We start from the raw sequence: 18,447 nt of genomic DNA on the forward strand, positions 1-18,447 counted from the left end.
CGGAAGGAACGGTGAAGGGTCGAGGTCAAGCCTCCAGGGAGCCTTCGGGGTCGTCCTTGCTCTCGGCCTCGGCCATCACCTTGCCGCTCCCGATCAACCGATGAACTCGGGGCTCTGCACCATCAGGCACCGGGACTGCCCTTCCAGACCTGTCGGGGCCGGTGGCGGCGGCGGTAGGAAGGGCGGAACGACTCTTCGGAAAGGCCCTTGAGTGCGTATCCACGAATCCGCGAAGCGTGCCGAGGCCGAGGCCAGGGCGACGCGTATCGTGTCCTCCCCGCTCTCCGCCAGGACCGGGGCCGGTGGCCTCTCCCCGGCCGGGCTGACGGCGCTGCAGCGTGCCGCGGGAAACGCCGCCGTCAGCCGCGCGATCGAGGAAGCCCGGCATCAGCACGGGCCCGGCTGCGGCCACCGGAGCGCGGAGAACGCCCAGGGCGCACCGCCTGTGCAGCGTTCCTCCGTCCACGAGGTCCTCGCCTCCTCCGGGCAACAGCTTGCCGCGCCGCTGCGCGAGGAGATGGAGGCGCGCCTCGGCGCGGACTTCTCCGACGTCCGGCTCCACACCGGCACCGCCGCGCAGCGTTCCGCCGCCGAGATCGGCGCCCGCGCGTACACCTCCGGCAACCACGTCGTCATCGGCGAGGGCGGTGGGGACAAGCACACCCTCGCCCACGAGCTCACCCACGTCATCCAGCAGCGGCAGGGACCGGTCGCAGGCACCGACACCGGCCAGGGGCTGCGCGTCAGCGATCCGGGCGACCGCTTCGAGCGTGAGGCGGAGGCCAACGCACGGCAGGTCATGTCGGCCCCGGCCGCCTCGCTCCAGCGCGCCCGCGCGGCCGGCGAGACGTCGGCCGCCGCTCAGCAGGCGGGTGCGATCCAGCGGATGCCGAGCCAGGCCGCCGTGCTGCGCAACGATGCGTTGGACAACTACGACCAGACCCAGGCCGAGTTCCAGGGCAACGACAACGTCCCGATCGAGGCCCGGCTCAGCCCGGAGCGGCTGGTGGACCTGCTCGTCGCGCACATGGAGGACCGCGGCGAGCGCGGCCGGACGGTCAAGGACCTGCTGCGCCGGATGGCGGAGCGTCGCTGGTGCATCACCGCCGGCGTCCACGCGGGCGGTCTCGGTGGCGCGGGCCGCGGCGCCGACCCCAACCGGCACATCACCGTCAACGCGGGTGGCCGCGGCTACCACGTGCAGCTCATGGCCAACGACGAACTGCAGAACATCACCGGAGGCTGAGCCTCCGCACGTCCCGCCCGTGCGGTGCGGGCCGGGGAGCGGGGCCCGACGAGGAGTCGCCACGGGCTTCGGCGGCTCCCGGACCGGCGGCGTCGTGCGCCCTCACTCCCCGAGCGAGGCGACCGCCTCCTCGTACCCGCCCGTCGGCGGTGCCGTGTCGGGGCCGTAGACGAGGTTCAGCACGCCCGTCGTGAAGGTCTCCGACTTCAGCAGCTTGAGCGGGATCGGCGGCTCGCCCTCGTCGAACAGGCGCATGCCCTTGCGTACGGCGATGGGATGGACGAGGAGGTGCAGTTCGTCGAGGAGGCCCGCGGCCAGCAGCTGGCGGACGACGGAGACCGAGCCGCTCAGTGCGATGTCACCGCCCGGCTCGCTCTTCAGCGCGGCGGCGACCTCGGCGACGTCGCCCCGCGCCTGTTCGGAGTTGCGCCACCGCAGGTCGAGCGGCCGGCGGGAGAACACGATCTTCCGCATGTCGCCGAGCTGCTTGGCGAAGCCCGCGTCCTCGCCGCCGGCGGCCTCCCGCTCGGGCCAGGCGCCGGCGAAGCTGTCGTAGGTCGTGCGTCCGAAGAGCAGGACCTCCGCGGTGTTCAGGCTCGCGCCGACGGCGGCGCCCATCGCGTCGTCGAAGTACGGGAAGTGCCACTGGTCGGGCGCCTCGACGACGCCGTCGAGCGAGATGAACAGGCTGGCGGTGATCTTCCGCGACATGGTGTCCTCCGTATCCGGGTGCGTGTACCGGATATGACCGTGCCGCCCACCGGAAGTCATCGGTGGGCGGCGCGCGGATCGTTCAGACCGTGTCGAGTTCCCTGCGGCGCCCGGAATCCGGCGCGTCGCCCACCGCCGCCCGGCGCGGATCCGTGACGCTGCCCAGCCAGCCCAGCAGGAACCCGGCCGGCACCGTCAGCAGGCCCGGGATCGTCACGTCCCAGAGCCTGAAGTCGAGCCCCGGGAAGATCGACTCGGGCGTGCCGGACGTGTACGGCGACAGGGCCAGCGCCGCCACGCTCAGCACCGTCGACCCCCACAGGCACCACAGCGCGCCGCGGGCGGTGAAGCGGGGCCAGTACAGGGCGTACAGCAGCACGGGCGCGAGGGCGGCACCGCAGACGGCGAGCCACAGCGTCGAGACGACCACCAGGTTCCAGTCGGCGGTGACGACCGCCACGACCGACGCGGCCGCCCCGGTCACCGCCGCCGACCACCGCGACGCGGAACCGTCCGCCGGGCGCCCACCGGCGGCCTTGCCGGACCCGCCCAGCACGTCCCGTCCCAGGGCGATGCCGGCGGCGAGGGTCACGTCCACCACGGCCGCGAGGGCGGTGAGGAAGAGCACGCAGGCCAGGGCGGCGACCAGGAGGCCGCCGCCGTCGAGCGCCCGCCCGAGCAGCAGCGGTGTGAACACCTGCGCCGCCGGGCCGGCCTCGCGCAGCGCCTCGCCGGCCAGGGCCGCCGCGCCGACGCCGACGACGGCGAGCGCGCCGTACAGCAGGGTGAGTTCCCCGAGCATCCAGCGGCCCACGGTCCGGGCGCCGCGCGGGCTCTTCGTCGAGATCGCCCGCATCAGCACGGCGGGCATCGCCAGCGTGGCCATCGTCATGCCGACGGTCTGCCCGATCCGGTTCACGGCACCCACCCACCCCTCACCGGTGTAGCCGCCCGGACGCAGATACGCCCCGCCCGTCCGCGAGCCGTGCGCGGCGGCGTCGAGCAGCCGCCCGGGGTCCCAGCCGAAGCGGGCGAGCACGAGCACGGCGGCGACCACCAGCACGGGCAGCGCGATCGCCGACTTCGCGATCATCACCACACCCGTGCCCCGGATCCCGCCGCTGACGGCCAGCGCCGTCATCACACAGCCGATCACCACGATGCACCCGGCCCGCACACCGGGCTGCCCGATCAGCGCGGCGGCGACGTTGCCGACCACCACGAGCTGCACGACGAGCAGCGGGAAGCAGACGAGCAGCGTCACCGCGCCCCACGAGACGCGCACCGCCGGCCCGCCGCTGCCGCGCGCGTCCAGCAGGTCCGCGGCCGTCAGCGAGGAGTGCCGGCGCAGCGGTTCGACGATCAGCACGAGGAGCAGCAGGACCCCGACGAGGCTGCCCAGCATGACGCCGAGGCCGTCGAAGCCGAACGTGGCGACCATGCCCACCAGGACGGTGACGGTCGCGACCGTGGTGGTGTCGCCGCCCATCGCGATGCCCTGCTGCCAGGAGCGCAGCCGGCGGCTGTCGGAACGTACGAGGGCCCGGTCGTCCTCGTCGGCGCCGGTGACGATGCACAGCATCAGGCAGATCACGACGAACACCGAGAACACGGCGAAGACGAGGGACCGGGACGAGGGATCGAGCAGCGTGGTCACGACCACCTCCGGGCGGCCGGCCGCGGCTCGAGCCGGTCGACCCGCCGCCCGTACAGCACCAGCGCGTGCGCACCGACGGCCAGGGGCACCACGGCGAGGACCGCGCCGAGGCTCAGGGGTCCGGCCACCCGCGCGCCGTACACGGCGGGCGCGAAGGCCGCGGGCAGTACGTACAGCAGCCAGACGACGGCGATCCGGACGCCGAGCCGCAGCCCGACGGCCAGGCGCGCCGCCTCCTCGGCGTCGCCCCGCTCGGGTGCGGCCGGCACGCCGGCCGGGGGTTCGTCATGGTGCGGCGGCCCCTGCCGGGGCTGCGGTCCGAAGGACATGCGGGCGGCTCCGCTCACGTCGGTCCGGCACCCCGGAAGGGGGGCGCGTACGGGTGTGGGGGTGAGCGCGGAGTCAATCAGACGTACGCGCGCACCCGTACCCGCCGGACGCGGATCTGTTCCCCCGCCCAATCAGGAGCCGTGCGGACGGTGAACGGGCACTGCGTGACAGGGCGGGCGACGGCGTCAGCCGGTCCCGGAGCCGTGCCGCGCCGCCGCCCAGGCACGGATCTGTTCCGCGATCTCCGCGCCCGAGCGGGCCCAGCGCGTGTGGCCCGGCGGCGGCTGCCCGGCGGGCGCGTGATGCCGGCGTTCGACCCGGGCCCCCGGCAGCTTGGCGCAGAGCCGGTCCACCGCCGTGGGCGGGGCCAGGTCGTCGCCCGCCACCGAGACCGCCAGCACCGGCAGCCGTACCCCGGGCAGCAGCGCCTCGTAGTCGACGTCGGCGCCCGAGGGGCGCAGCAGCCCGGTGCGGCACATCCGGGCCCAGTCCCGCATCCGGCGGGCGGGCTGCCGGCCGCCGAAGCCCAGACGGTGCCCCGGGAAGTAGCCCCACACCGTGCCGATCAGCGCGACGAGCTGGGTGCTGAGCAGTATCCGCACCCCGCGCAGACCCGGGAAACCCCGGTGGTCCACGGCGCCCGCCGCCACGAACACCAGCCCGTCCACGCCCTTCGGCTCCCGCGCCGCGTACAGCACGGACGCCTGACCGCCGATGCTGTGTCCCAGCAGGTACAGCGGCAGCCCGGGGAAGCGGTCGCGGACGGCGGCGACCATCGCCGGCCAGTCCACCGCCGCCAGGTCCTGGTAGCCGTCCCGGGAGGCCCGGCCCGCCCGCGGCAGGCTCGCGCCCTGACCGCGCAGGTCCGCGGCGACCACGGCGATGCCCTGCCCGGCCAGTTCGGCGCAGAACGGGTCGTAGTACGAGGCCGTGACGCCCAGCGCGGGCCACAGCAGCACCACCGCGAGCGGGGCGCCCGCCGGTTCGCTGACGCGTCCGGCCAGCCGCACCCCGCCGGCGACCGGCACCTCGAGAAGGCCGGGCTCCGCGGTCACCGCCCCGCCTCACCCAGGTGCATGTACGCCAGGCGCTCGTCCTGGGTCTCCTGGGACCACCGCTGTGCCGCTTCCATGCGCTCCTCGATCCCCGTGTCGACCAGCCGCCGGCCGGGCCAGATCTCGTAGTCGCCGACCAGCCGACCGTACTCGGCGAGGCCCTCCTGGAACAGGGCCTCCCGGCGGAACAGCACCTCCGCCATGGGCAGCCGCTCCCACAGCCGGCGCCCCTCCCGGATGATCTCCAGCAGCCGGCCGCGCTCCCGCGGACGCTCCGTCAGGTACCGGCGCACGATCGCGCTGCCGACCGCCAGATGCCGGATCTCGTCCATGTTGGCGCCGCGTTCGACCAGCGCCGCGCCCGGGTCCAGCGGCCGCCACTTGCGCTCGCTGAGCTCCGCGGCGGGCGCGAGCACCCCCTCCACCAGGACCGTCAGCACCAGCACACCGCCGTAGAAGTCACCGCTGTCGCGCAGCACCCGCAGCCCGAACTCCTCCAGCGGCTCCAGCACGGCGGCCGAGGACGCCCCGGCCGTCTTCTCCACCGTGGCGGCGAGGTCCCGCTCCGCGACGCCCACGCGCAGCAGATGGTCGCGGAACGCGCGGGCGTGCCGCGCCTCGTCGAGGAGCTGGGTGGAGAAGAACTCCAGGCAGTCCCCGTCGGGGGCGTGGAACACCAGGAAGGACAGGGCGCGGGTGGCCTTCTCCTCCGCCAGGTGCCGGAAGCAGAACTCGTCGATCAGCGCGTCCCGCAGCGGCCCGGGGGTGGTGACCGCCTCCGTGGGGCCGGGGTCGGGCACGCTGCCGTCGGAGAGCCGGCGCAGCATCCCGCCGGCCACGTGCTCCAGCCAGTACGGCAGATTGCACTGGCCCGGCGTCAGTTCCAGCGAGCGGGCCCCCTCCAGGACACCGGGGGCGCCGTCCCAGTCGGCTTCCACGGGGATCGGGTTCACGGTCATGGTCGTCTCCGTTCGTGAGGTGAGTGAGGGAAGGCAGAGGAGGGTTCGCGGGGCGCGCGGGGTCTCAGAGCGCGCCGGTGGTGCGCAGCAGGTGCCACACGGCCGGCAGCCGCACCCCGCCCTGGAACGCGGCGAACTCCGGCTCGACCGCATGCGGCGCCCACTTGCGCTTGAACGCCTCCTGGCTGCGGGCCGGGTACACCAGGCGGCCGTGCTCGCCGAGCAGGCCGACGATCCGGGTCAGCGCCCGGGACGAGCAGGGCGGCTCGTGGTCCGCGTCCAGGCCGGCGAACGGGGTCAGTCCGAGGTGCAGCCAGCCCGCGCCCTCCTCCTGGAAGCGCTGCAGCGCGGTCAGGTTGATCAGCTCGATCGTCCCCACGGGCGCCGCCCGCGACCGGCGGGTCAGGTCGTACAGCAGGCCGGGACGGCTGCCCCAGACCGGCGAGTAGGTGATGTACGCGACCGTACGGCCGCGGTGCCGGGCGAGGAAGGTGCGCCGCAGCCCGGCCCCGGGCCCGCCGCGCTCGCCCACCAGGAACGTCAGCTCCTTCACGTGCCGGCCCTTGGCCCGCAGCCACTCGGCGTCGATGGCCTCCAACGCGGCGCCGCCGTCCGGGTCCCCGGGGAGCACCTCGGTGACCTCCACCCCCTCCCGCCGGGCCCGGGAGACGTTCTGCCGGACCTTGGCGAGGGCCTTGCCGGCGAGGCGGAAACGGCTCAGGTCGATGCCGTAGGAGCTGCCGATCTGGTTGACGGCGAAGCCGCGGGCGGCGTACAGCGCGATGTCCTCGCGGCGCAGCTGCACGGCGGTCAGCCGGGGCCGGTGCGGCCGGGCCGCCAGCGCGGCCAGGAACTCGTCGAGCAGGGCGCCCCGGTCGGGCGCGGCGGCGAACGGCCCGGCGAACTGGACGGCCTGCCGGCGGCCCGTCCGGTGGGCGATCAGCCCGGGCACCGTACGCCCCCGGAAGTGGGAGGTCCCGGAGTTGACCGCCAGGAAGGCGCTGGGGTGGTCCGCGTGGGCGCGCAGCAGTGCGGGCACGGTGCCGGCCGTGGGTGCGGTGCTCAACGGCTGCTCCCGGTGCCGGAGGCGACCTCGGCCGCGAAGGCGGTGAACGCCGGATGCGGGGCCGGCTCGAAGGGCACCGAGAACGGCTTGAGGAAGTTGCCCAGCAGCCCGCGGTCGCCGCACAGGTGGATGGGCACGGCGAGCAGCGCCCACTCGGGCCGCACCAGCCACGCCCACAGCGCCACCACGGCGCCCGCGGTCAGCCAGCTGTGCATCGTGTTGTACAGGACGTAGTACACCCGGGGCACCGGCCCGCCGCGCGCCCGGCGGTGGGCGAGCGCCCCCGGGAGGTAGCCGATCAGGTCGATGTACGCGAACATCGCCAGCGCCACCGGCCAGCGCACCTCGTCGAGGTGGGCCAGGAACAGGGCGGCGCCGACGGCCAGTCCGGCGCAGTACTCGGCGCGCAGCAGCCGGTAGGTGACCGGCGACTCGAAACGGTTGGCGGCGTCCATCAGGCGGCCCGGCCCGCCCGGTCGCCGGAGCGGCCCGCCTCGCCGGGGGCGGGCCCCAGCAGCGCGTCCAGGATCAGCCGGATGTTCTCGCACAGCACGCGCTCGGCGACCGGGTCGATGATCCCGGCCAGGCTGGGCAGCCCGAAGTCGAACTCGGCGGTGAAACGCACCAGGCAGCCCGGGCCGGCCGCGGTGACCTCCCAGCGGCCTTCGAACTCCTCGAAGTCGCCGTCCGTCTGGGAGAAGGCGATGGTCAGCGCCTCGTCGTCGAAGACGTCCTCCTCGGACCAGGTCAGCACCCCGTTGCGGAAGTCCACCTCCCAGTCGCTCCGCACCGGCCCGCCGGGCGGCCCGGGCCGCACGGTCACCTCGCGGACGGCGTCCACGAGCTCCGGATAGCGGGCGAAGTCCCGGATCCTGTCGTACGCCTCGCCCGGGCCGGCCGTCCCGGACCGGTACTCCACTTCCACCGACCTCATGTCAGTCGCTCCTTGCCGGGTTCGTACCGTCCTGTGGCCCGAAGCGCTCGCCGAGCGCCCGGGCCGCTGTCTCGATGGCCGCCGCCAGCTCCCCGGTCTCCTCGTCGCTCAGGACGGCGGGCGGGGTGAGGCGCACGACGGCGTGGGCGTTCAGCGAGTGGTTGACGACGACCCCGCGGTCCAGCAGCTCCAGCAGGAACTCGCCCGCGAGACCGGCGTCCCGGAACTCCACCCCGAGCAGCAGCCCCACCCCGCGCACCTCCTTCACCAGGTGCGGGCAGTGCCTGCTCAGCGGGTCGCGCAGCAGCGGCAGCAGCGTGTCGCCGAGCACCCGGCCGCGCTCCACCAGGCCCTCGTCCTCGATCACCGCGACCGCGGCCTCCGCGGCGGCCATCGCCACCGGGGCCGCGGAGAAGGTGGAGGTGTGCAGGAAGGGGTCCCGGTCGAAGGCGCGGAACGCCCGGGGGGTGGCGATCGCGGCGGCCACCGGCACCACACCCCCGCTCAGGCTCTTGCCCGCGAGCAGCACGTCCGGGACGACCCCCTCGCGGTCGGCGCCCCACCAGTGGCCGAGCCGGCCCAGCCCGGTCATCACCTCGTCCAGCACGAAGAACGCCCCCGTACGGCGGCACACCTCGGCCACCTGGCGCAGATAGCCGTCCGGCGGGACGATCACGCCCGCCTCGCCCTGGACCGGCTCGAGCAGGACCACCGCGTCGGAGCCGTCCTCACCGAGCGCCCCGGCCAGCGCCGCCGCGTCCCCGTAGGGCACGTGGACGGTGTCCGGCAGCAGTGGGCGGAAGGGGTCCTGGTAGAGGGCCTTGCCGGTCGCGGAGAGCGCGCCGAGGGTCTTGCCGTGGTAGCCGCCCTCGGTGGCGACGATCCGCCGGTGCCCCTGGCTGCGGGCCAGCTTCAGCGCGGTCTCCACGGCCTCGGCGCCGGAGCCGGTGAAGTGCACCCGCTCCAGACCCGGCGGGGCGACCCGGGCCAGCGCGGCGGCCGCGTCGGCGGCCCGGGGCTCCAGCAGCAGCCGCGTCGACAGGGGCAGGGTGCGGATCTGCCGCTCCACCGCCGCGACCACCCGCGGATGGCAGGCGCCGGTCAGGAACACGCCGTAGCCGCCGCAGTTGAGGTAGTCGCGGCCCTGCGCGGTCCGCACCCGGCTGCCCGCGGCGGAGACCTCGACGTCGCCGCCGAACAGCTCACCCAGCTTGGCCCGGCCACGGCTCAGATGGGCCCGGTAGCGGGCCGGAACGTCACCGTGGACGCCGTGCGGACCGCCGGCGTCCGCCGCGGCCGCGGCAGTGGTGGTCATCGCGCCCACCGGCCCGTCACCGGTGTGCCGGGCAGCGTGCCCGGTGCCGCCCGGCCGCGGCTCGAGCGGACGCGGTCGCGGGCCGGAATACCGTCGGGCGGCACGCCGGCGTCGGATCCGGGCACGAGGGTGGTCGTCGGCGTCACCGGGCCGGTTGCGTCGGACGCGGCCCGGGCGGTGGGTGGGGGGCCGGGGTGTGGGGCGGGTGTGGTCGTCGGGCCGGCAGTGCGGTGCCGTCGCGGCGGTCGGGCGGAGGTTGCGCCGGACGCGGCCCGGGCGGTGGGTGGGGGGCCGGGGTGTGGGAGGGGTGTGGTCGTCGGGCCGGCAGTGCGGTGCCGTCGCGGCGGTCGGGCGGAGGTTGCGCCGGACGCGGCCCGGGCGGTGGGGGAGGGGCCGGGGGTCGGGAGGGGTGTGGTGGTCATCGCGGTCACCGGACCAGGAGGGGGGTGCCGTCGTGGTGGTCCAGGAGGGCCTGGGCGACGCCCAGCCGGGACGGCGGGTGGAAGGCGAGCGCACGGCTGACCGCGAGCAGCTGGCCCACCTCGGGCGAGGTGACGAACGCCAGCCCGCCGAGGAGTTCGGCGGCCCGGTCGGCCAGGTCCACGAGCAGGTCCTGGACGGCGTAGCGGGCGGTCAGCGCGGCCCCCAGCTCGTCGTTGCCGACCGTGCCGCCGTCGACCGTGCGGGCCACGTTCTCGGTGAGCGCGGCGGCCGCCTCCGCCTTGACGACCAGGGCGGCCCGGTCCCCGGCGCTGCCCCGGCCGGCCCGTACCGCGCTCTGGGCGAGCCGGGCCACCGCGCCCGTGTACGCGGAGGTCACCAGCAGCTCGAACCAGACGAAGCCCACCGTCTGCAGCGTGTCCAGGCCGGCGCCCAGTTCGACCTGCGGACGCAGCATCAGCTCGTCCGCCACGTGCACGTTCTCCAGCACCAGCTCGTCGCTCTCGGCGCCCGCGAGGACGGGCGTCCCCCAGAACGGCCTGCGGCTGATGCCGGGGGACTTGGCCGGGATCAGGGCGACGCCCAGCCGGGTGCCGCCGTCCTCCTCGGTGAGGGCGACGCTCGCGGTGAGCAGGTCCATCGACCGGGACAGGCTGCACGGCTTCTTGCTGCCGTCGATCACATAGCCGCCCTCGGCCGGCCGGGCGGTCACCGCGGACTCCAGGATGCCGGCGCCGGCCCGCCCCTCGGCGAAGCCCGAGGCCACCAGGAGCCGGTCCCGGGCGATGCCCTCGATCAGCATCCACTCCAGTCCCGAGGCGTCGGCCGAGCCGACGAGCGCGACCAGGCCCGCCACCGAGAAGTTGTGCATGGCCGAGGCCACCCCGAGGGAGGGCGACAGCGCCCCGAGGGCGCGGGTGATCCGCACCGCCTCGACGGCGCTCACCCCGGCCCCGCCGTACGCGGCGGGGATGAGCAGCCCGGGCCCGCCGGCCCGCCGGAAGGCGTCCAGTCCGGGACCGCCGGGGGCCTCCAGAACGGCCGGCGGGACGTCCGCCAGCTCCTCGGCCAGTCCGGGCAGCCGTGCCTCGCACGCGGCGTGGGCGTGGTCCATGGAACGCATCAGTGGTCCCTCTCGTTCTCGTCGCCGGGCCGGTCCGGCCCGGTCCGCTCCTCGCCGAACACCGCCTGCCGGGGCTGGACGCCGTGTCCGACGCTCACGCCCTGGAGGTGGGTGGTGCGCAGCGCGGGGAAGTTGGCCTCACCGCCCGGGCCGCCGGTCAGGCCGGTGCCGCCGTGCGTCGGCAGCAGCGGCAGGAAGCCGATGTGGGAGTCGTTCACCTTCACCAGCCCGCCGCCGCGCACCCGGGCGAGGTAGCCGTCGATCACCGCGGGGTCGCCCGCCCACAGCGAGTTGCGCAGGCCGTACTCGTTGGCGTCGACGAACGCCGTGACGGCGGGCAGGAGTTCGGCGTCGGGCCGCTCCTCGGGGACCACCACGGGCAGCAGCGGGAAGAACGTCTCGTGGCGGACGACGTCCAGGTCCCGGGCGCCCTTGAGCCCGTCCACCCGGACGACCGTGGGCTCCACGAACATCCCGCCCACCTCGTCGGGCCGGCCGTGCACGTCCAGCCGCCGGCCGCCGCACACCAGCCGTGCCCCGGCCGCCGTGGCCTGGCCCAGCACCTCGAAGAAGCGGTCGGTGCGCAGCACCGGGGAGAGCAGCGCCCCGGCCTCCTCCGGGAACCCGGGCCGGATCGCCCGCGCCCGCCGCTCCAGCCGCTCCAGCAGCGCGTCGGCCACCGCCGGGTGCACCACCGCGCAGTTGGGCACCATGCAGATCTGCCCGGAGCCGTAGAAGGCCTCCGCCAGCGCGTCCGCGGCCCGGTCCAGGTCCGCGTCCCGCCACACCACGACGGTGTCGTTGCCCGCGAGTTCCAGGATCGGCTTCTTGCCCCGGGCCACGCACTCGGCGCCGAACGCGATGCCCTGTTCGCTGCCGCCGAAGTACATGATGTCGTCGACCAGCGGGCTGTCCAGCCACTGCGCCAGCGCGGGGGCCGCGGGCATGCACAGGGCGGCGAGCAGGCCGGCCGGCGCCCCGGCCCGCTCCAGCGCGGGCACCACCAGCTCGTGCAGCGCGTGCAGCACCCCCAGCGGCGCGCTGCGCGGCGCCCGCACCACCAGCGCGTTGCCGCCCGCCAGGACCCAGATGCCGAGCAGCGCGTTGGCGACCGTGGCGTTCTGCGGCGGGTTGAGGCACACCACCCCGTCCGGCACCCGGCGCAGCCGCAGCTCCCGGTCGCCCAGCGTCTGCCGGTGCTCCAGCTGGCCGGCGATCCAGTCCCGGGTCACCGGGCCGGTGTTGGCCAGCATGCCGGCCACCTCCCAGCGGGCCAGCAGCCGCGGGTGCCCCTCGGCGACCATCATGTCGATGACGTCGTCGGCCTTCTCCCGCACCAGGTCGTGGAACTCCGCCACCACCCGCATCCGGTCCGCCGCCGGGACCGCCGCCCACCGGGCCGCCGCCTCGGCGGCGGCGTGCAGCGCCTCCTCCATGTCGTGGGTGTCGGCGACCGCGACCCGGCCGACCACGTCCGCGGTGGCGGCCTCCAGCGGCAGCCGGCCGCGTTCCAGGCCCCGTTTGAGCCGGACCGAGGCCATGGGGTCCCGCAGCATCGCCGAGGCGCGCACGGTGTGCACCCATGCGTCGCCGTGCCGTTCCCGGCCCCCGGCGTACGTGCCGTAGGAGCGTCCCGTGTATCCCTCTGTCACTGTCCGCTCCCGTCGCCGAGCCGTTCGAGCGCCTCGTCGAAGGCGGCGGCGAGGGCCTTGAGCCGGGCGCCCTCCTCGAACATGGTGAAGTGGTCGCCGGGCGTCCTGAGGACCTCGACCGGCCCGTCGGCGTGCCCGGCCCACAGGGACGCCTTGTCCAGGCGCCGGATCCGCAGGGTGTCCAGCAGGGAACCGTCCTCGTCCTCCTCGGCCGCCACCAGCACGATGCCGCCGTCGAACCGCCGGTCCGGGTAGTAGCCCTTGAGCAGGTCGTGGTTGTGCCGCCAGGCGGCGACGAAGCCCTCCCGGCGCAGCAGCTCCGCCTGCTCCTCGTCGGCCGCCGCGGCACCCAGCAGCAGCGGCACGGCCCGCTCGAACTCGTCGTCGCCGATGTGCCCGCCGACGTACGCCTCCGGTGGATGCGTGTCCAGCATCAGCAGCGTGTCCACCTCCTCGCCGGCCGCGCGCAGTTGCAGCGCCATCTCGAACAGGACGTTGCCGCCGAAGGAGTAGCCGCCCAGCCGGTAGGGGCCGTGCGGCTGCTCGCGCCGGACCTGCCGTACGTAGAGCGCCGCCAGCTCGCGCAGGGTGGCGGGGCGTTCCTCCTCCCGCGCCGGGTGGGAGACGGCGGCGAGCGGCACCGTCGAGCCGGAGTGGACGGCCAGGCGGAAGTAGACGAAGTTGGTCCCGCCGGCCGGGTGGACGAGGAAGAGGGTGCGGCCCTCGCCCGGCCGGACCGGCACCACCCGTCCCGTGTCCGCCCCGTCACCGGCGGCGCCGAGGGAGACCACGTGGTCGGCGAGTTCGCCGACGGTGCGCAGCCGGCCGAAGACGTCCAGGTCGACGGCGACACCGCACTCGTCGCGCAGTGCCGTGGCGACCTCGACGGCGAGCATCGAGTCCCCGCCGAGGTCGAGGTACTCGTCCTCGTCCGCGATGCCGGTGACACCGAGGTGCTTCTCCAGCAACGCGGTGAACCGCTCCCGGGTCACCCCCGCGACGACCGGGCCGTCCGCGACCGGTGCGGCCGCGGACGCGGGCGGGGCGTCCGCGTCGATCCAGTGCCGGTTGCGGCGCAGCGGGTAGGAGGGCAGGGCGACCTTGCGCGCCGTGTCGAACGCCCACTCCGCGTCCCACTCCCCGGGCGGCAGGTCCCGCCCGGCGAGCCAGCTCCGCACGGCCGCGCCGGCGGCACCGGAGCCCGTGGCCGGGTCGTCCGCCCGCCCGTCCAGGAACGCCTCCAGCCCGGCGAGGACCTCGTCGGTGCCGGCGGCGGTGAAGGCGTGCCGCACGGGCATCGGCTGCCGTCCGGCGAGCAGCGTGTACGCCAGGTCCCGCGACGCCGGAGGGGAGCCGGCGCCCGCGAGGTGGTCCCGCAGCCGCCGGGCGACCTCCCGCAGCCCGTGCTCGTCCTTGGCGGACAGCACCACCGGGTGGCGCACCCCCGGGGCGGCGGGCCGGTCGGGGCCGTGCGGCGGCGCGGCCTCCAGGACGCAGTGGGCGTTGGTGCCGCCCAGCCCGAAGGAGCTGACCGCCGCCGCCCGCAGGGCCGTGCGACGCGGACCGTCGGCGGCCGTGGGCACCGTGTACGGCAGGCCGTCCAGGCCGATGTGCGGGTTGGGCGCGGTGTAGTTGATCTGCGGCGGGACGGTCTGGTGGTGCAGCACCAGCGCCGCCTTGATCAGCCCGGCGACACCCGCGGCGGCGTCCAGGTGGCCCACGTTGGCCTTCAGGCTGCCGACGGCGCAGTCCGGCGCGGGCCCGCCCGCGGCCCGGTGCGCCGCGGCCAGCGCCCGCAGCTCCAGCGGGTCGCCGAGCGCGGTGCCGGTGCCGTGCGCCTCGACGTAGCCGATGGCCGAGGCGGGCACGCCCGACGCGCTCAGCGCGGCCTCGATCACGGCCTGCTGGCCGGCCGGGCCCGGGGCGGTGAAGCCGATCTTGTCGGAGCCGTCGTTGTTGACGGCGCTGCCGCGGACGACCGCGTAGATCCGGTCGCCGTCGGCCAGCGCCCGCTCGAGCGGCTTGAGGACGACCATGCCCACGCCGTTGCCCTTGACGGTCCCGTCGGACGCGGCGTCGAAGACCCGGCAGTGGCCGTCCCGCGAGAGGATGCCGCCCTCCTGGTACGGGTAGCCCGTGGTCTGCGGCACGGTGACGCTGGCGCCCCCGACGAGGGCGGCGTCGCAGTCGCCGCGCTCCAGCGCCGCGCAGGCCAGGTGAACGGCCGTCAGCGAACTGGAGCAGGCGGTCGCCACGCCGATCGCGGGCCCGGTCAGGCCGAGCCGGTAGGCGACGCGGGTGGCCAGGAAGTCCTTGTCGTTGCCGAGCAGCACCGGGTAGCTCAGCGCCTGGTCGGCGTGGTCGGCGGAGCGCAGCACCTGGGCGAGCAGGTAGGTGCTCAGACTGCTCCCGGCGAACACCCCGACGCGGCCCCCGCTCCGGTCCGGGCGGGTGCCGGCGTCCTCCAGGGCTTCCCAGGCACAGGTCAGCAGCAGCCGGTGCTGGGGGTCCATCAACGCCGCGTCGCGCGGGCTGATCCCGAAGAACTGCTCGTCGAAGACGTCGGCGTCGGCGAGGTCGGCCCCGGCCGGCACATGACCGGCGTCGGCGGAGGCCGGCTCCGGCACCCCGGCGGCGCGCATCTCGTCCGGGGAGAACCGCCGTACGGACTCCCGGCCGGCGAGCAGGTTCTCCCAGAACCGGGCCACCCCGTCGGCGCCGGGGAACCGGCCGGCCATGCCGACCACGGCGACCGGCAGGGCCCGGCCGGCCGGATGCGGCCGGTCCGTCGCGGGCGCGGTCACCGGGCCGCTCCCGCCCGGTCGGTGCCGGCGCGCAGGCCGTCGATGTGCGCGGCCAGTCGGCGCACCGTGGTGTGGGTGAACAGGGCGATCATGTCGAGGGACACTCCCGGGAATCGTTCCTGGAGCCTCGCGTGCACGTCCGCGACGTGCATGGACGAGCCTCCGATGTCGAAGAAGTTGTCGTCCTCGCCGACCGTCCGGCCCGGCAGCACCTCACGCCACACGGCGAGCACCGAAGCGGCGGTGGTGGCGCCGGGCCCGGGGAGCTCGGCGGGGGCGGGGGCGGACGGACCGTCGGCGGGGGAGGGCCACGGCAGGGCGGCGTCGTCCACCTTGCCGTTCACGGTCAGCGGCAGGGCGGCGAGCCGCACCAGCCGGGCCGGCACCATGTAGGCGGGCAGCCGCTCGCGCAGCCGCCGCAGCAGCTCCCGGTCGTCGGGCGCCGCCGGACCGGCGGCCAGGAAGGCGACGAGTTCCGGACGCTCGGGGTCGCGTGCGTCGAGCCGCACCGCGCACTCCGCCGTGCCGGGCACGGCCAGTACGGCGGACTCCACCTCGCCGAGTTCGATCCGGAAGCCGCGCAGCTGGACCTGGTCGTCGATGCGGCCGAGGTGGACCAGCGTGCCGTCCGGCCGGGTCATGCCGAGGTCGCCGCTGCGGTACTCGGCTACACCGTCGCGCACCGTGAAGCGCTCCGCGGTCAGGTCGGGCCGGTTGAGGTAGCCGGGGGTCACGCCGGGGCCCGCGACGACCAGTTCGCCGGGGACACCGGGCGGGCAGTGGTGGCCGTCCTCGTCGACGACCGAGACCGTCAGGTCGGCCAGCGGGCGGCCGATCACCGACTCCCTCTCCAGCAGGGTGTCGGCGGGGGTGACCGCGTGGTGGGTGACGTGCACGGTGGTCTCGGTGATGCCGTACATGTTCACCAGCCGGGCGCGTTCGCCCATCAGCTCGTACCAGGGCCGCAGCGCGGCGTAGCGCAGCGCCTCGCCGCCGAACACGACGTAGCGCACGTCGAGTCCCGTACGGTCCCCGGGCCGCAGCACCTTCAGCAACTGGCCGAAGGCGGACGGGGTCTGGTTGAGCACGGTCACGCCGTACTCGGCGAGGAAGTCGCGGAACTGCTGCGGGGAGCGGGCGGTGTCGGCCGGCACCACGGCGATCTGCCCGCCGTACAGCAGGGCGCCGAAGATCTCCCAGACGGAGAAGTCGAAGGCGTAGGAGTGGAACAGGCTCCAGACGTCGTCCGGGCCGAAGTCGAAGTGCCGTTCGGCGGAGCGGAACAGCCGCAGCACATTGCGGTGGGTGACCTGCACGCCCTTGGGGCGCCCGGTGGAGCCGGAGGTGAAGATGGTGTACGCGCAGGTCTCCGGGTCCTTCACCGGCTCGGGGCCGGGCACCGGATCGCCCGGGGCCAGCAGGGCGGCCGCGTCGAGGTGCCGTACGCCGCCCTCCGCCGGGCGCTGCCCGTCGGCCACCACGGGCAGTCCGCCGGGGAAGCTCTCCAGGATGCGCTCGACGCGGCTCGCGGGCGCGGCCGGGTCGAGCGGCACATACGCCTTGCCCGCCTTCAGCACGCCCAGGATCACGGCGATCAGGTCGGCGCCGCGCCGCATCCGGACGCCCACGTGGTCGCCCGTGGCCACGCGTCCGAGCGCGTGGGCGACCCGGTCGGACCGGGCGTCCAGTTCGGCGTACGACAGGGCGGTCCGCCCGTCCCGTACGGCGATCCGCCCGGCGTGCCGGCGGGCGACGTCGGCGAACCAGGTCGTCAGGGAGGGGTGCGGGCCGTCGTCCACCGGGCCCGCCGGGGCGTTGATCCGCCGCGACAGCGTCGCCTCCGCCTCGGGCGGCAGCGCCGGGATGTCGCGCAGCGGCACCTCGGCGTCGCGGGACACCGTGTCGAGGACCTGGCGCATGCAGGCGAGCGGGTCGGTGTCCCACTGCTCCTCGGAGCACTCGATGTTGACGTTGAACCGGCCGCCGAAGTCCTCGACGTTCATCACCAGGGGGTACTTGGCGTAGCGGCGCGGCAGTTCGATCGACTCGACGGTGCAGCCGGGGATACGGATCTGCAGGGGCTGCTTGTAGAAGGTGAAGGCGCTGCCGAACGCCAGCGCGCCGGGGTCGGCGTCCGGGCAGACCTCGGGCAGGTGGGCGGCCACGTCGAAGCTCTGGTAGCGCAGCATGCCGAGGGTGGCCTCCTGCATGTCCAGACACAGCTCGCCGAAGGTCTCGTAGCGGGAGAGGTCGACGGCCAGCGGCAGGATGTTGACGAAGTAGCCCGAGGCCCGGCGCTGCCGGATGCCCCGGCGGTTGGCCAGCGGCAGTCCGGTGACGACGCGGCGGCGCCCGGTGATCCGGGCGTGGGTGACCAGGTAGGCGCCGAGGAAGAAGGCGAACGGGCTGGCGCCCACCGCCTGCGCCGCGGCGCCGATCCGGGCGCTCTCCTCGTCGGTGAGGACCAGGTGGCGCTGGTGGCCGCGGAGCGCGCCGCCCGCCGAGCGGCTGCCCAGCAGCCGGTCGTCGGAGAAGGAGGTGACGCCGGCGAGCCGCGTGCGGAAGAAGTCCAGGGCGGCGGGGGAGGCGGGGGCGGCGCCGGTGACCAGGGTTCCCGGCTCGTCCAGCGCGGCGGGCGTGAGCTCGGCGCCGGGCTCGGTGTACAGGCGCTCCAGCTCGCTGACGAACATGTAGAACGTGTAGGCGTCGCAGACCAGGTGCGAGAAGAGCAGCGTGAAGAACACCCCGTCCGTCGCACGGAAGATCTCGAAGTCGTACTGGCGGGGCGCCTGGGGCGGGATGGGGCGGTCGGCCTTGGCGGCGAAGCGCCGCGGCGCCTCCCGCATCCCCTCGCCGGGCAGGTCGGTGACGGTCACCAGGTCCGCCGGGTCCGTCACGTCCGGGGGACGGTGGACGGCGAGGACGGTTCCGTCGCGCTCCTCGAAGGAGGTGTTGAGGGCGCGGATGCCGGCCGCCAGCCGGCCGACGGCCGACCGCAGCCGGTCCAGGTCGACCTCGCCGGTGATGTGGAAGGTGCCGCCCAGGTTGAACGACGGGTCCTTCGGGAACACCCGTGCGTGGGTGTAGAGCTTGAGCTGTGCCGGGGTCGCCGGCACGGCGGTCTCCTCGCTTCCCATGCTTCCCCCTAAACGTT

The 18,447-nt window shown here is 75.2% G+C and carries 14 protein-coding genes; 1 reads left to right on the forward strand and 13 read right to left on the reverse strand.

The genetic code is table 11. The annotated features are described in order from the left end of the window. Nucleotides 1-211: 211 nt before the first annotated feature. The gene (locus ACZ434_RS10615) at nucleotides 212-1,246 is read left to right on the forward strand and encodes an eCIS core domain-containing protein (RefSeq protein WP_468453947.1); all 1,035 of its coding nucleotides are present in this window, start codon (nucleotides 212-214) and stop codon (nucleotides 1,244-1,246) included. Between the two features lie 102 nt (nucleotides 1,247-1,348). On the opposite strand, the gene ACZ434_RS10620 is transcribed toward ACZ434_RS10615, so the two are convergent. The 13 genes from ACZ434_RS10620 to ACZ434_RS10680 form a co-directional block, all read right to left on the reverse strand. After that, nucleotides 1,349-1,957 (reverse strand): dihydrofolate reductase family protein, encoded by a 609-nt coding sequence (locus ACZ434_RS10620; RefSeq protein WP_468453949.1) that lies wholly within the window; start codon nucleotides 1,955-1,957, stop codon nucleotides 1,349-1,351. An 82-nt stretch (nucleotides 1,958-2,039) separates the two neighbouring features. Then, nucleotides 2,040-3,614 (reverse strand): sodium:solute symporter family transporter, encoded by a 1,575-nt coding sequence (locus ACZ434_RS10625; protein ID WP_468453951.1) that lies wholly within the window; start codon nucleotides 3,612-3,614, stop codon nucleotides 2,040-2,042. Continuing rightward, nucleotides 3,611-3,943 (reverse strand): DUF485 domain-containing protein, encoded by a 333-nt coding sequence (locus ACZ434_RS10630; RefSeq protein WP_468453953.1) that lies wholly within the window; start codon nucleotides 3,941-3,943, stop codon nucleotides 3,611-3,613. The genes ACZ434_RS10625 and ACZ434_RS10630 overlap by 4 nt, the downstream gene beginning before the upstream one ends. A gap of 186 nt (nucleotides 3,944-4,129) precedes the next feature. Next, the gene (locus tag ACZ434_RS10635; protein ID WP_468453955.1) at nucleotides 4,130-4,999 is read right to left on the reverse strand and encodes an alpha/beta hydrolase family protein; all 870 of its coding nucleotides are present in this window, start codon (nucleotides 4,997-4,999) and stop codon (nucleotides 4,130-4,132) included. Next, entirely contained in the window at nucleotides 4,996-5,958 is a 963-nt protein-coding gene (locus tag ACZ434_RS10640) for a VlmB-like protein (RefSeq protein ID WP_468453957.1), read from the reverse strand. Before ACZ434_RS10640 ends, ACZ434_RS10635 begins: the two co-directional genes overlap by 4 nt. 64 nt (nucleotides 5,959-6,022) lie before the next feature. Further along, nucleotides 6,023-7,024, reverse strand: coding sequence for a phosphatidylglycerol lysyltransferase domain-containing protein (locus ACZ434_RS10645; protein ID WP_468453959.1), 1,002 nt, complete (start codon nucleotides 7,022-7,024; stop codon nucleotides 6,023-6,025). Next, entirely contained in the window at nucleotides 7,021-7,479 is a 459-nt protein-coding gene (locus ACZ434_RS10650) for a hypothetical protein (RefSeq protein WP_468453961.1), read from the reverse strand. Before ACZ434_RS10650 ends, ACZ434_RS10645 begins: the two co-directional genes overlap by 4 nt. Continuing rightward, the gene (locus tag ACZ434_RS10655) at nucleotides 7,479-7,958 is read right to left on the reverse strand and encodes a type II toxin-antitoxin system RatA family toxin (RefSeq protein WP_468453963.1); all 480 of its coding nucleotides are present in this window, start codon (nucleotides 7,956-7,958) and stop codon (nucleotides 7,479-7,481) included. Before ACZ434_RS10655 ends, ACZ434_RS10650 begins: the two co-directional genes overlap by 1 nt. 1 nt (nucleotide 7,959) lies before the next feature. Next, complete coding sequence (locus ACZ434_RS10660) at nucleotides 7,960-9,273, reverse strand: aspartate aminotransferase family protein (protein ID WP_468453965.1); 1,314 nt, start codon at nucleotides 9,271-9,273, stop codon at nucleotides 7,960-7,962. Between the two features lie 427 nt (nucleotides 9,274-9,700). After that, nucleotides 9,701-10,837: an acyl-CoA dehydrogenase family protein gene (locus ACZ434_RS10665; RefSeq protein ID WP_468453967.1), complete on the reverse strand. Its 1,137-nt coding sequence runs from the start codon at nucleotides 10,835-10,837 to the stop codon at nucleotides 9,701-9,703. Continuing rightward, entirely contained in the window at nucleotides 10,837-12,489 is a 1,653-nt protein-coding gene (locus ACZ434_RS10670; protein WP_468453969.1) for an aldehyde dehydrogenase family protein, read from the reverse strand. Before ACZ434_RS10670 ends, ACZ434_RS10665 begins: the two co-directional genes overlap by 1 nt. Beyond that, on the reverse strand, nucleotides 12,486-15,293 hold the full coding sequence (locus tag ACZ434_RS10675) for a beta-ketoacyl synthase N-terminal-like domain-containing protein (protein ID WP_468453971.1): 2,808 nt from the start codon (nucleotides 15,291-15,293) through the stop codon (nucleotides 12,486-12,488). The genes ACZ434_RS10670 and ACZ434_RS10675 overlap by 4 nt, the downstream gene beginning before the upstream one ends. Continuing rightward, the gene (locus tag ACZ434_RS10680) at nucleotides 15,290-18,430 is read right to left on the reverse strand and encodes a non-ribosomal peptide synthetase (protein WP_468453973.1); all 3,141 of its coding nucleotides are present in this window, start codon (nucleotides 18,428-18,430) and stop codon (nucleotides 15,290-15,292) included. Before ACZ434_RS10680 ends, ACZ434_RS10675 begins: the two co-directional genes overlap by 4 nt. Between the last annotated feature and the right edge of the window lie 17 nt (nucleotides 18,431-18,447).

Source organism: Streptomyces sp. NPDC030893 (assembly GCF_055571535.1).

Excerpts from the sequence above, each read along its gene's own strand:
- ACZ434_RS10655 (WP_468453963.1), bottom strand. The coding sequence starts at position 7,958 with ATGAGGTCGGTGGAAGTGGAGTACCGGTCCGGGACGGCCGGCCCGGGC.
- ACZ434_RS10620 (WP_468453949.1), bottom strand. The coding sequence starts at position 1,957 with ATGTCGCGGAAGATCACCGCCAGCCTGTTCATCTCGCTCGACGGCGTC.
- ACZ434_RS10665 (WP_468453967.1), bottom strand. The coding sequence starts at position 10,837 with ATGCGTTCCATGGACCACGCCCACGCCGCGTGCGAGGCACGGCTGCCC.
- ACZ434_RS10680 (WP_468453973.1), bottom strand. The coding sequence starts at position 18,430 with ATGGGAAGCGAGGAGACCGCCGTGCCGGCGACCCCGGCACAGCTCAAG.
- ACZ434_RS10660 (WP_468453965.1), bottom strand. The coding sequence starts at position 9,273 with ATGACCACCACTGCCGCGGCCGCGGCGGACGCCGGCGGTCCGCACGGC.
- ACZ434_RS10650 (WP_468453961.1), bottom strand. The coding sequence starts at position 7,479 with ATGGACGCCGCCAACCGTTTCGAGTCGCCGGTCACCTACCGGCTGCTG.
- ACZ434_RS10630 (WP_468453953.1), bottom strand. The coding sequence starts at position 3,943 with ATGTCCTTCGGACCGCAGCCCCGGCAGGGGCCGCCGCACCATGACGAA.
- ACZ434_RS10640 (WP_468453957.1), bottom strand. The coding sequence starts at position 5,958 with ATGACCGTGAACCCGATCCCCGTGGAAGCCGACTGGGACGGCGCCCCC.